At 67.8% G+C, this 12232-nt stretch carries 10 protein-coding genes and 1 riboswitch; of the genes, 3 read left to right on the top strand and 7 right to left on the bottom strand.

Annotated elements, in window-relative coordinates; all coding sequences use genetic code 11:
- The 4 genes from LQR33_RS22040 to LQR33_RS22055 all read right to left on the bottom strand — a co-directional run.
- Positions 1 to 1095 (bottom strand): ATP-binding protein (locus LQR33_RS22040; protein ID WP_231470429.1); only part of this gene is annotated, 1095 nt, incomplete at its 3' end.
- Positions 1092 to 5210: a cobaltochelatase subunit CobN gene (locus tag LQR33_RS22045; RefSeq protein WP_231470430.1), complete on the bottom strand. Its 4119-nt coding sequence runs from the start codon at positions 5208 to 5210 to the stop codon at positions 1092 to 1094. The genes LQR33_RS22040 and LQR33_RS22045, both read right to left, overlap by 4 nt.
- On the bottom strand, positions 5207 to 5536 hold the full coding sequence (locus LQR33_RS22050) for a (2Fe-2S) ferredoxin domain-containing protein (RefSeq protein WP_104946610.1): 330 nt from the start codon (positions 5534 to 5536) through the stop codon (positions 5207 to 5209). Before LQR33_RS22050 ends, LQR33_RS22045 begins: the two co-directional genes overlap by 4 nt.
- Positions 5533 to 6579 carry a HoxN/HupN/NixA family nickel/cobalt transporter gene (locus LQR33_RS22055; RefSeq protein ID WP_166438589.1) on the bottom strand — a complete coding sequence of 349 codons (1047 nt, stop codon included), beginning with the start codon at positions 6577 to 6579 and terminating at the stop codon, positions 5533 to 5535. Before LQR33_RS22055 ends, LQR33_RS22050 begins: the two co-directional genes overlap by 4 nt.
- A 108-nt stretch (positions 6580 to 6687) precedes the next feature.
- Positions 6688 to 6872: riboswitch (cobalamin riboswitch) on the bottom strand.
- A 321-nt stretch (positions 6873 to 7193) separates the two neighbouring features.
- On the opposite strand from LQR33_RS22055, the gene LQR33_RS22060 reads away from it, so the two are divergent.
- On the top strand, positions 7194 to 7490 hold the full coding sequence (locus LQR33_RS22060; RefSeq protein WP_231470431.1) for a YjhX family toxin: 297 nt from the start codon (positions 7194 to 7196) through the stop codon (positions 7488 to 7490).
- 290 nt (positions 7491 to 7780) lie between these two features.
- On the top strand, positions 7781 to 8287 hold the full coding sequence (locus LQR33_RS22065; RefSeq protein ID WP_231470432.1) for a GNAT family N-acetyltransferase: 507 nt from the start codon (positions 7781 to 7783) through the stop codon (positions 8285 to 8287).
- Positions 8288 to 8311: 24 nt separating this feature from the next.
- On the opposite strand, the gene cobD is transcribed toward LQR33_RS22065, so the two are convergent.
- Complete coding sequence (gene cobD, locus LQR33_RS22070) at positions 8312 to 9310, bottom strand: threonine-phosphate decarboxylase CobD (RefSeq protein ID WP_231470433.1); 999 nt, start codon at positions 9308 to 9310, stop codon at positions 8312 to 8314.
- On the bottom strand, positions 9303 to 10241 hold the full coding sequence (cbiB, locus tag LQR33_RS22075; protein WP_231470434.1) for an adenosylcobinamide-phosphate synthase CbiB: 939 nt from the start codon (positions 10239 to 10241) through the stop codon (positions 9303 to 9305). Before cbiB ends, cobD begins: the two co-directional genes overlap by 8 nt.
- A 133-nt stretch (positions 10242 to 10374) precedes the next feature.
- Between cbiB and LQR33_RS22080 the strand changes: the two genes are divergently transcribed.
- A complete protein-coding gene (locus tag LQR33_RS22080; RefSeq protein WP_221664661.1) occupies positions 10375 to 11838 on the top strand; it encodes a cobyric acid synthase in 1464 nt (487 codons plus the stop codon).
- Between the two features lie 101 nt (positions 11839 to 11939).
- Here LQR33_RS22080 and LQR33_RS22085 read toward each other — a convergent pair.
- On the bottom strand, positions 11940 to 12232 hold a 293-nt coding region (locus tag LQR33_RS22085), incomplete at its 5' end, for an inositol monophosphatase family protein (protein WP_331282875.1).

Here is a 12232-nt window from a genome sequence, read left to right on the forward strand (position 1 = left end):
TTCCTGTTCCTGTTCCTGTTCGCTGTCGGCGTCCGGCGGCGGCTGCGTGGCGTCGCCCTGGTCCTGCGTTGGCGGAGGAGGCGGGTTGGACGCCTGCTGCGTCATCTGCTCCAGCTTGTCCTGGTCCAGCCCGCTTTGTTCGAACGGCTTGCGGCGGCGGCGGTGCGGCAGCACCAGCCGGGCGGCGTCGCGGATGTCTTCGGCGCTGGCGTCGGCGCGGCCATCCAGCGCGGCCAGCGCGCGGGCGGCCTTGTTCAGCACGATGTCGGCGCGCAGGCTGGTGACATCGAATTCGCAGCACAGCTCGCTGACGAAGTGGAACAGGCTATCGCTGAGCCGGGTTTGCGGCAGCAGCGCGCGGGCGGCGGCGATGTTTTCGCGCAGCGCCTCGCTGTCGGTTTGCCACTGGGCGGCGAAGCCAGCCGGGTCGGCCTCGAAGGCCAGGCGGCGGCGCACCACCTCGGCGCGCAGGCCGGGCTCGCGCGGCGCGGCCACGTCCACCATCAGGCCGAAGCGGTCCAGCAACTGCGGCCGCAGATCGCCTTCTTCCTGGTTCATGGTGCCGAGCAGCGTCACCCGCGCCGGGTGGCTGACCGCCAAGCCTTCGCGCTCGACGGTGTTGACGCCCATCGCGGCGGCGTCCAGCAGCACGTCCACCAGATGGTCGGCCAGCAGGTTCACTTCGTCGATATACAGCATGCCGCGGTGGGCTCCGGCCAACAGGCCGGGCTTGAACGCCTGCTTGCCGCCTTGCAGCGCCTTTTCAAAGTCCAGGCTGCCCAGCACCCGGTCCTCGGTGGCGCCGAGCGGCAGGTTGATGAAGGGCACCGGGCCGTCATGCAGCTCGCGCGCGCCGCCGGAACATACCGGGCACAGCGGCAGCGGATGCTCCGGCTCGCAGTTGTAGCCGCAGCCGGCGGCGCGGCGGATAGGCGGCAGCACGGCGGCCAGGCCGCGCGCGGCGGTGCTCTTGGCGCTGCCCTTGTCGCCGCGCACCAGCACGCCGCCGACGGTGGGGTCCACCGCGCAGATCAGCAGCGCCTGCTTCAGTTGCTCTTGGCCGACTATGGCGGCGAAGGGGTAAATCGGCGTCATGCTTGGTTTTCTCCGCGCGCTTCCAGCAGCGCCTCGCTATCCAGGTGCAGCTGCTTGAGCGCGGCCAGGGTGTCGGGGTCCGGCTCCGCCCACAGCTGGCGCTGAGCGGCTTCCAGCAGGCGGTCGGTGATGGCGTTCAGCGCCCACGGGTTGCTGTCGGCGAAGAACTGCTGCATCGCCGGGGCCAGCGCGTAGCTTTGCGCCAGCTGCTCGTACACCCAGTCGTCCACCACCTGGGCGGTGGCGTCGTAGCCGAACAGGTAGTCGACGGTGGCGGTCAGCTCCAGCGCGCCCTTGTAGCCGTGCTTCTGGATGCCGGCGATCCACTTCGGATTGGCCACCCGCGAACGGAACACCCGCAGCACTTCCTCCTTCAGCCCGCGCACCGCAGGCGCCTCCGGATTGTGGCTGTCGCCGAAGAAGGCGCGCGGCTGGCGGCCGCTGAGGCTGCGTATCGTCGCGATCATCCCGCCGTGGTACTGCAGGTAGTCGTCGCTGTCGAAAATGTCGTGCTCGCGGTTGTCCTGGTTGTGCAGCGCCACCTCGACGCCGGACAGCCGATGGCGCAAGGCGTCGCGGGCGTCGGCGCCGTTGGCCTCGCGGCCGTAGGCGTAGCCGCCCCAGTTGACGTAGGCGGTGGCGAAGTCGGCGTCGTTCTGCCAGTTCTGCTCGTTGATCAGCGGCAGGATGCCGGCGCCGTAGCTGCCCGGTTTGGCGCCGAACACGCGGTACAGCGATTGCGCGTCGGCATCGGGCAGAGCACCCAGCAGTTCGTTCTTCAGGTCAGCCAGGTAGTGCTTGCGCAGGAAGTTCTGCTCAACCGGCTCGTCCAGCCGCGCCACGGTGTGCACCGCCTCGTCCACCAGCGAAATCAGGTGGGGGAAGGCGTCGCGGAAGAAGCCGCTGATGCGCACGGTGACGTCGATGCGCGGCCGGCCCAGCTCGGATAGCGGGATCACTTCCAGGCCCTGCACGCGGCGGCTTTCCTGCTGCCAGCGCGGCTTGACGCCGAGCAGCGACAGGATTTCGGCGATGTCGTCGCCGTGGGTGCGCATCGCGCTGGTGCCCCACACGCTGATGGCCACCGATTCCGGATATTGGCCGGTTTCCTTCAGATGGCGGGCCAGCATTTCGCGCGCCAGGCCATCGCCTATGCGCCAGGCGGCGTTGGACGGCAGGCTGCGCGGGTCCACCGAATAGAAGTTGCGGCCGGTGGGCAGGATGTGGGCCATGCCGCGCGTCGGCGCGCCGCTGGGGCCTGCCGGCACGTAGCCGCCTTCCAGGCCGCGCAGCAGGTTGTCTATCTCCTCGGCGGTGCGGGCGAGCTTGAGGCACAGCTCGGCGCAGACGAAGGTCAGCACCTGCTCCAGCTGCGCGCACGGCTCGATGCCGGGCAGGATGGCGGCGACGGCGCTCGGCACCGCGGCGGCGTTGTAGCCGCGCGCGGACAGCTCGGCGATTAGCGCGCGCGCCAGTTTCAGCACCGCGTCGTGCGCGTCGGCGCGGGTGACCAGCGGCTGGCCGGCCAAGGCCTGCAAGGCGGCAGGCGTCTCGGAGAGGCGTTTGCCCTGGTCTTGCTGCCACAGCGCCCAATCGCCGCCGCAGGCCGCCGCCACGCTGGCTGGCAGGCCGGGTATGGCCAGATTGGGCAGCCGGGTCAGCGCCAGCAGCATGTCGATCAGCGCTTCGCCTTGCGGCGCGTTGCCCAGCACGTGCAGGCCGTCGCGGATTTGCGCCGCGCCCAGCTCGCACAGATAGCCGTCTATGTCCTCGATCAGGTGGGCGACGTCCACGCCGTCCATCTTGGCCAGGCTCAGCGGCACGCCGTCTGCGTTCAGCGTGTCGTCCCAGTCGTGGTCATGGTCGTGATGATCGTGGCTGTGGCCGTGATGATCATGATGATGGTGGCCGTGGTGGTCATGATCGTGGTGGTGATGGTGCCCATGGTCGTGGCCATGCGCGGTCTTTGCCGGGCGGTATTTCGCCGCGGCGGCCGCCGCCGGCTTCATCGCGGTCGCCGGCTTGGCCGCTTGAGTCCGGTATTTGCCGTGGACGGCGGCGGGCGCGCGCTGATGGCCGCCATGCGGATGATCGTGGCCATGGTCGTGATCGTGATGATGCTCGTGTTCATGCCCGTGATCGTGGTCATGGTCGTGCTTCAGCATCGCCGCCAGGTCGGTGTCGAGCTTGGCTTCCTTGATCAGGTCCCAGATCTGCTGCTGCAGCAACGGCAGCTTGTTCGGGTCCAGCAACTCCACCTGGTAGTACTCGTCCACCAGCTGGGTCAGTTGCGCCAGCGGGCCGTAGCTGTCGGCGGTGGTCATCGCCGGCGTCAGGTGGTCGATGATCACCGCATGGCCGCGGCGCTTGGCCTGCGAGCCTTCGCCCGGGTCATTGACGATGAAGGGGTAAAACAGCGGCATGTCGCCCAGCAGCGCGTCTGGGAAGCAGTGCTGCGACAGGCCCACGCCCTTGCCCGGCAGCCATTCCAGGGTGCCGTGCTTGCCGACGTGGACGATGGCGTCGGCCTGCCAGTCGTCGCGCAGCCAGCGGTACAGCGCGTAGTAGTGGTGGGTGGGCGGCAGGTCCGGCGTGTGGTAGATGGCGTCCGGATCCATGCCGTAGCCGCGCGGCGGCTGCAGCGCGACGAAGACATTGCCGTAATCCAGGCCGGAAAACACCAGTTCGTCGCCGTCGACGTAAGCGCCGCCCGGCGGCTGGCCCCAGCGCTGCAGCATCTTGTCGCGCAGCGCGTCCGGCAGTTCGTCGAACCAGGCTTGATAACGCTGGGCCGGCACGCGGGCGGCGGCGTTCTTCATTTGCTCGGCGGTCAGGTAGTCCTGGTCGTAAGCGCCGCGGTCTATCAGCTCGTGCATCAGCGCGTCGCTGTCCGGCGGCAGCTCCGCCATCTGGTAGCCGCGCGCCTGCATGCCGCGCAGCATCGCGTATAGGGACGCTGGCGAGTCCAGGCCCACCGCGTTGCCGATTTGAGAGGCCTTGCTGTTGGAGTTGGTGAAGATGAAGGCGATGCGCTTATCGGCATTGGGCACATGGCGCAGCCGCGCCAAGCGCGCGGCGATGCCGGCCAGGCGGCGGGCGCGGTCCGGCAGCGGCGCGTATTGCTCGGCCTGGCCGGCCTCCGCCGGCTGCTTGAAGCTCAGCGGCACGCCGATGATGCGGCCGTCGAACTCCGGCAGCGCCACGTTCATCGCGGTGTCCAGCGGATTGAAGCCGCGGTCGGACGCTTCCCATTGCTCGCGGGTCATGCTGCTGGTGATGGCCTGCAGCACCGGCAAGTCCAGCTGGTCCGACGCCTCCACCGCCCAGCCGGGCTGGGTTGGGCCGTCGTTGTTGATGTCGCCCATCGCGAACGAGGTGGTGTTGATCAGCAGCGAAACATTCGCGCGCGGATCGGCCAGCAGGGCCAGCGCCGCTGGCAGGCCATTTTTTTCTATGGTCCGCAAGGACGAGGTGAACACCGGCAGCGCGTTGACGCCGCGTTCGGCCAGGCAGTCCACCAGCAGGTCGATGAAGCGGGTGTTGCCGGACAGCCAGTGCGCGCGGTAGAAGCACAGGCCTACGCTAGGCCAATCCGGATGGCGGATTTCAAGCCAATCGTCCAGCGAGCAGGGCGAGGCCAGCTCCGGGTGGTAAATGCCATGCTCGGGCAGCGGTTGCGGCGCTTGATAGCCGAAGCCGGTCAGCAGCAGCCGGTCGGCCAGGCAGCGCATCATCTCGCCCAGATTGGCGCTGCCGCCGGCTTGCAAATAGGCATGGACGTCCTGCTGCAGCGATACCGGCGCGCTGCACAGCGCTTGCAATTCCGGGTCCGGTTCGCCGGTGCCGCTGACCACGATGACCGCGGCCTGCAAGCGGCGGGCATGGGCCAGCAGCCGCTCCAAGCCGGGGATGGTGTCGGCGCGGCCCAGCACGCGCAGCACGATGGCGCGGGCGTCGGCCAGTTGGCCGTCCAGCAGCGCCTGCATCGCGGCTTCGTCGCTGATACCTTGCAGCGCGATGCCGGCGACGGCGGGAAAGTCTTCTGGCCAACGCGCGCGCGACAACGCGGCGAGGTCGGTGCCGGCGTGGCTCAACAGCGCGATTTCGGCGCTCATGCTTGTGTCTCCGTTTCGATGTCGCCGATGCCGGTTTTATGGAACACCAATTCCTCGACCGGGACGCCGTCCTTCAAATGTTGGCAGACGATGCGCTCGATATCGGTCTCGCTCACCTTGCGGTACCAGACGCCGTCCGGGTACACCACCATCACCGGGCCTTCTTTGCATACGGCGAAGCAGTGGCTGCGGGTGCGCTTGGCGCGCAGGCCTTCGCAGGCGTCTATGGTGCGGCCCAGGTGCAGGAACATCGCCTCGGAGCCCTGGCCGTCCGGCGTGCAGCGCGGGCCGGTGCACATCAGCACGTGTTTGTCGTGGGTTCTCATCGCGCCTCCGGCGTCAGTTGGTCGAAGCGTTTCCATTTGTAGATGCCGGCGGAGGCGAGCCAGGTGAACAGGAAGACGGCGACGATGAAGTAGCCGAAGTGAGCCAGGTCGTCATTCAACGCCGAGATCAGGTCCCAGAAGCCGCCGGACAGCTGCAGCTTGTCCGCCAGCAGTCCCAGGCCTTCCAGCCCGCCGATGCCGACGGCGACGACGACGGAGACGAAGGTGATGGTCAGGTTGTACCAGAGCTTGCGCACCGGATTGACGAAGGCCCAGCCGTACACTTCCACCATCATCATGCTGTCCAGCGTGTCCACCAGCGCCATGCCGGCGGTGAACAGCGCCGGGAACACCATGATGTGCCATAGCGCCACGCCATTGGCGCTTTGCGAGGTGGCGATGGCGAACAGGCCGATCTCGGTGGCGGTATCGAAGCCCAGGCCGAACAGGAGGCCAATGGGCAGCATATGCCAGCTCTTGGTCACCATGCGGAACAGCGGTTTGAGCAGGCGCGCGATCAGGCCGCGGTTGTTCAGCAGCAGGTCCAGTTGTTCGTCGCAGATGGGTTCGCCGGCGCGGGCGCGGCGGAAGGCCCCCCATACGGCGCGCAGGGACGACAGATTGATCAGCGCTAGCGTCAACAGGAAGAAGGCCGATACGCTGGTGCCGATGACGCCGCCGATCTCCTTGAAGCCGGTGACGCGGCTTTGCAGCGCGCTGGCGGCGAACACGATCAAGGCGACGGCGATGACGACCACCGTTGAGTGGCCCAAGGAAAAGAACAGGCCCACGGCGGACGGCCGGCGGCCTTCCTGCATCAGCTTGCGCACGGTGTTGTCGATGGCGGCGATGTGGTCGGCGTCTACTGCGTGGCGCAGGCCGAAAAGATACGCGAGCAGGGCGGTGGCAAGCTGGGCCGGATGGTCGGCGAAGGCGGCGAACGCCCAGGCCCAGGCCAGGAGGTTGGCCAGGAGCAGCCCGGCGATGATGGGCGCGTGGCGCGCCAGACGGCGTCCGGCGGACGGCGCGGTGGATGGATGCATGGTGCCCTCGAAGACGATTCTCGTCGCGCAAGCGAGGGCACAGTCCGCTGGTTTTTCATGGGCGGCGCATGTGCGTATCCCCCGGTACACCCCGCCCGGTTTCTGCTTGCGTCGACACGTATGACGGCCGGTCTCCTGGCTCGCGCGTCGTCGTCCGGCGCCGCCTTCCCGACCTTGCTAGGGGCCAGTGGCGTCAGGCGTGGACTCTGCGCTTACAGTTGCGGGGGCAGCCGCGGTTTCTCACCGCGTTCCCGTTTCACCCATCGAGGGGCACCGTCATTGATTGGACTGGATCATACGTGACAACGCCGATGCTGTGAACAAGGCGCGGGGTGGATGGCCGATGGCCGGATCGGGGGCGGAGGGCGCTAAGGCATTGGCGGATTTGGCGTTTTGGCCGGTAGTGGGGTATGATCCGGGTCCGCGTCCAGTCCATTTGGCGCGCGTTCCCATCAGAATTACGTTCGCAGGCAAAGGCTTTGTATGTTGGAGATTGCAATCACCCGATAAGCTGACCCGCCCCCGTGGCTGGCTGCTTATCCGTACGCCCATCGTTTCGCATGCCCTTAAGCGGCGCATGCGGTATCGCGTATTGATTTGCCGTTTCCGACAATATGAATCTCTCCAAGCCAGAGCAACGGACGCTCCACGTCCTCGCCAAGGGCGGCCACATTGTGCAGATGCGCGATGACGCCGGCCGAATCCGTTCCGTCGAATGCTATACCCGCGAAGGGTATTTGTTGTCCGACTGCAGCTACCTCGTTTTCACCAAGCTGAAGAGCAAGCGGCTGATGCAGTCGCGCAATGGCCAGCCTTACCTGATCAACCGGGCCGGCCTTAGAGCCTGTTTGCGATCTTTTTACGAGCATCGCAGCTCAGCCAGCAGGCCAGATGTAAGGCGGAGGGCGTAGGCCTTGGTTATTCCAAGGCCTAGCCTGACAACGCCGCAGATGGCCTGCGGGCTGGGCTGCCCTTCGGGGCCATTTTCTGCCGGCGCATGGCTTTGTCAAACGTCCCTGGCAGTGAACGACACTGCGGCGGGCCGTTTTCCGCGCCCTGCATCCGGCAGAAAATGGCCGATGCCGCAAAAAGATCGTAAACAGGCTCTTGGCGCGGTGCGCGCCCAGCTAGACAACCGTTAACCCCCGGCTCGCGCCGCCGGCGGGTTGCCGCGGCGCGGCCGTTCTCAAGGAACAATCGCATGACCATCATCATTCGCAAGGAACAAACCGCCGATATCGGCGCCATTTTCACGCTGACCGAAGCGGCCTTCCGCGATGAGGCCCATTCCAGCCATACCGAGCAGTTCATCGTCGACGCGCTGCGCCGGCGCGGCCAGCTGACCGTCTCTCTGGTTGCCGATGAAGGCAGCGGCATCGTCGGCCACGTCGCCATTTCGCCGGTGGCGGTGTCTTCCGGCGCGGCTGGCTGGTATGGGCTGGGGCCGATCTCGGTGTCTCCCGAGCGGCAAAAGCGCGGCATAGGCGGCCAACTGATGCGCGAGGCGCTGCGGCTTCTGCGCGAGCAGGGCGCGCGAGGCTGCGTGGTGCTGGGCAATCCGGCTTACTACGGCCGCTTCGGCTTTCGCGCGCATCCCAGCCTGACCTTGCCGGGCATTCCGGCAGAATACTTCCAGGCGCTGGCCTTCGGCGCGGAAACGCCGGTTGGCGAGGTGGCTTACGATGAGGCGTTCAACGCCACAGTCTAAGTCTTGAGGCGGCGGCGCGTCGGTTCAATCGCGGACGGCGTGCCGCCGCCAGTCGCCCAGCGCCTGTTCCAGCCGCACCCAGTCGGCGTCTGTCCTGGGCAGGCCGAAGCGCAGGCTGGGGATGGCTTCGAAATGGCGGGTCAGGATGCCGCGGCCGGCCAGATAGCGGTGCAGCGGCAGGCTGTTTGCGTCTGGCACCCACTGGAACAGTTCGCAGCCGCCGGCGGGCGGCAGGCCGTGCCGCTCCAGGCAGCGCTGCAGCCGCGCGCTGTCGCGTTGCAGCTTGCTGGCCATGGCCTGCTGCCATTCCACATCCCGCAGCGCCAGCTTCACCGCCTCCCGCGCCGGGCCGGCCACCGTCCATGGCCCCAGCTCCTCGGCCAGCGCCTGCAGCAGTTCCGGCCAGGCAAAGACGAAACCGGCGCGCGCGCCGGCCAGGCCGAAGAACTTGCCGATTGAGCGCAGCACGATCAATCCCGGCTTGCCGACGCGCGGCAGCATGCTGTCTTCCGGCGCGGCATCCAGAAATGCCTCGTCCACCACCAGCCAGCCGCCGCGCGCGGCCAGCCGCTGCCGCCAGTTCTCCAACAGCGCCGCATCGAAGCGGTCGCCGGTTGGGTTGTTGGGGTTGCACAGCAACACCACGTCCAGTTGGTCGATGCCGGCGGCCAGCTCATCCGGTGACAGCCGGAACAGCTGGTGTCCGCGTTTCTGCCAGTGGTGGGGGTGCTCGGCGTAGCACAGCGCCAGCATGCCGACGCGGCAGGGCGCGCGCAGTCTGGGCAGCAACTGGATCGCCGGCTGGGAGCCGGCCACGGCCAGCAGCTGGTCGCTGCCGTAATATTCCGCCGCCGCCGCCTCCAGCCCGTCATGGTTTTGCGGCAGCCGCAGCCAGCTGTCGGCCGACAGCGGCGGCACCGGCCAGCCGTTGGGATTGACGCCGGTGGACAGATCCAGCCAGTCGTCGGCGGGAATGCCGTATTCCGCGGCCGCGCGCAGCAGGCCGCCTCCGTGTTCAAGCATGGATCGCTCCGATCAAAATGGCGGCCGCGAACGACAGGCCCGCCCACAGCCACATGCCGCGGTTGACCAGCCGCACCGCGCGGCCGATGTCCTCATGCGTAGGAGTGGGACCGCAACCGAGCGGCGGACGTTCCTTCCACTGGCCGTGGTAGCGCGCGCTGCCGCCCAGCGACACGCCCAGCGCTCCGGCACCAGCGGCCATCACCGGGCCGGCGTTGGGGCTGTACCAGGTCGGGGCTTGGGTGCGCCAGCAGCGCCAGCCGTCGGCGGCCTTGCCCAGCAGCAGATAGGTGACGGCGGTAAGCCGCGCAGGGAGGTAGTTCAGCACGTCGTCGAAGCGGGCGGCGGCCCAGCCGAAGTGCAGGTAGCGGTCGTTCTTGTAGCCCCACATCGCGTCCAGCGTATTGGACAGCCGGTACAGCACCGCGCCGGGCGCGCCCAGGATCAGAAACCAGAACAGCGCGGCGAAGACGGCGTCGCTGCCGTTTTCCAGCACCGACTCGATGGTTGCCCGGGCGACGCCGGCTTCGTCCAGTTCGCTGGTGTCGCGGCTGACGATCCAGCCCACCCGCTCGCGGGCAAGTTGAAGGTCGCCTTCGGCCAATGCCTTGCGCACCACCTCGGCGTGCTGGGCCAGGCTGCGAGCGCCGACTGCCAGATAGAGCAGGGCGACCGGAGCCATAATCTCTAGCAGCGGCAGTCTCGCCAGCGCCCAGGCGGCCAGCGTGAAGGGCGCCAATAGCAGCGCGATGGCCGCCGCGCCGCGCAAGCGCATCCGCCAGACCGGCTCCGCCTGCGGCGCGGCCGGGTAGGCCAGCCGCTCCATGGCCTTGACCAGCCGGCCGAAGCCGACCAGCGGGTGCCAGCGCGGTGGTTCGCCCAGCAGACGGTCCAGCAGCAGCGCGATCGGCAGAAACAGTGCGGAATTCAACAAGCGGCCCTATATAATGGCCGGCCGCCGCTAGAAATTATCCAATGCGCAATTCTGTCGCGCTTTGGGCGGCCGGAATGAATCAAGCCGCCATTCTAAGCGTTGTTCGCCATCCATGCGCAGGGAGATCGCCATGACCGCCAAAACCATCATGATCCAGGGCGCCACGTCCGACGCCGGCAAGAGCGCGCTGGCCACCGGCCTGTGCCGGCTACTGGCCCGGCGCGGCGTGAAGGTGGCGCCGTTCAAGCCGCAGAACATGGCGCTGAACAGCGCGGTGACGGCCGACGGCGGCGAGATCGGCCGCTCGCAGGCGGTGCAGGCGCTGGCCTGCGGCGTGGAGCCGCATACCGATATGAATCCGGTGCTGCTCAAACCCAACAGCCACACCGGCTCGCAGGTGATCATCCAGGGCCGCGCCATCGGCAATATGGAGGCGCGCGGTTACCACGGCTACAAGCCTATCGCGATGAAGGCGGTGCTGGAGTCGCACGCCAGATTGGCGGAGCAGTATCAATGCATTGTCGCCGAGGGCGCCGGCAGCCCGGCCGAGATCAATCTGCGCGACGGCGACATCGCCAATATGGGCTTCGCCGAGGCGGTGGACTGCCCGGTGATCCTGGTGGCCGACATTGAGCGCGGCGGCGTGTTCGCCCATCTGGCCGGCACGCTGGCGCTGCTGTCCGAATCCGAGCGCGCCCGCGTCGTCGGTCTGGTGATCAACCGCTTCCGCGGCGATCCGAGCCTGCTCAAGACCGGCGTCGACTGGCTGGAGCAGCACACCGGCAAGCCGGTGCTGGGCGTGCTGCCCTATCTGTACGACCTGCACCTGGAGGCCGAGGACAGCATGGGCCTGGACAAGCCGGGCGGCGCGGCGGGTGATGGCGACAAGCTGCGGGTGGCGGCGCCGGCTGCGCCGCGCGTCAGCAACCACACCGATTTCGACCCGCTGCGCCTGCACCCGCAGGTGGAGTTCACCCTGGTGCGCGCCGGCCAGCCCATCCCGCCGGCCGACCTGATCGTGCTGCCCGGCAGCAAGAACGTGCTGGCGGACCTAGCCTGGCTGCGCGAGCAGGGCTGGGAGGAGGCGATACGCCGCCACCTGCGCTATGGCGGCAAGGTGCTGGGCATTTGCGGCGGCCTGCAGATGCTGGGAAGAAAGCTGCATGATCCGGATGGGCTGGAAGGCGAGCCAGGCAGCGGCGACGGCTTGGGCTGGTTGGATATGGAAACCACCCTGGCGCCGGAAAAGCGGCTGACGCGGATGCGCGGCCGGCTGACGCTGGACGACGCCGAGGCCGCCGGTTACGAAATCCATATGGGCGTAAGCCAGGGACCGGCGCTGGCGCATCCGGCCGTCCAGTTTGACGATGGCTCGGTGGATGGCGCGCGCTCGGATGACGGCCAGATTTTCGCCACTTATCTGCACGGCGTGTTGGACGAACCGGCCGCCTGCCAGGCCATCCTGCGCTGGGCCGGATTGGCGGAGCCCGAGGCGCTGGACTACCCGGCGCTGCGCGAGGCCAATATCGACAAACTGGCGGACATGCTGGAGCGGCACTTGGATTTGGAGCCTATTCGGCGCTGGCTGCCTTGACGCGGCGAACAAAAAGCCTGAGGTCGCGTCGCCGCGATTCGCCGTGCCAGTTTGTACTGGCTGCGCCGGCATGTCTTGCCTCGGACTTTAGTTAGCTGCTTTCAATCGTCCGGCGCTTGCTCCGCCGCGATCGCCGCCAGCAGCGTCTTCGCCAGCTCCGGCCGGCAGATCAGCAGGTCCGGCATCTTCACGTCCGCCTGGTTGAACACGCAGGGCGAGCCGTCTATCCGCGAGGCGTGGAGGCCGGCGGCCAAGGCCACGCCCACCGGCGCGCAGGTGTCCCATTCGTTCATGCCGCCGGCGTGCAGATAGGCGTGGGCCTCGCCGCGCAGCACCGCCATCGCCTTGGCGCCGGCCGAGCCCATCGGGACCAGCTCGGCGTCCAGCCGGGCGG

Source organism: Chromobacterium piscinae (genome assembly GCF_021129175.1).
In the GTDB taxonomy this organism is placed as follows: domain Bacteria; phylum Pseudomonadota; class Gammaproteobacteria; order Burkholderiales; family Chromobacteriaceae; genus Chromobacterium; species Chromobacterium piscinae.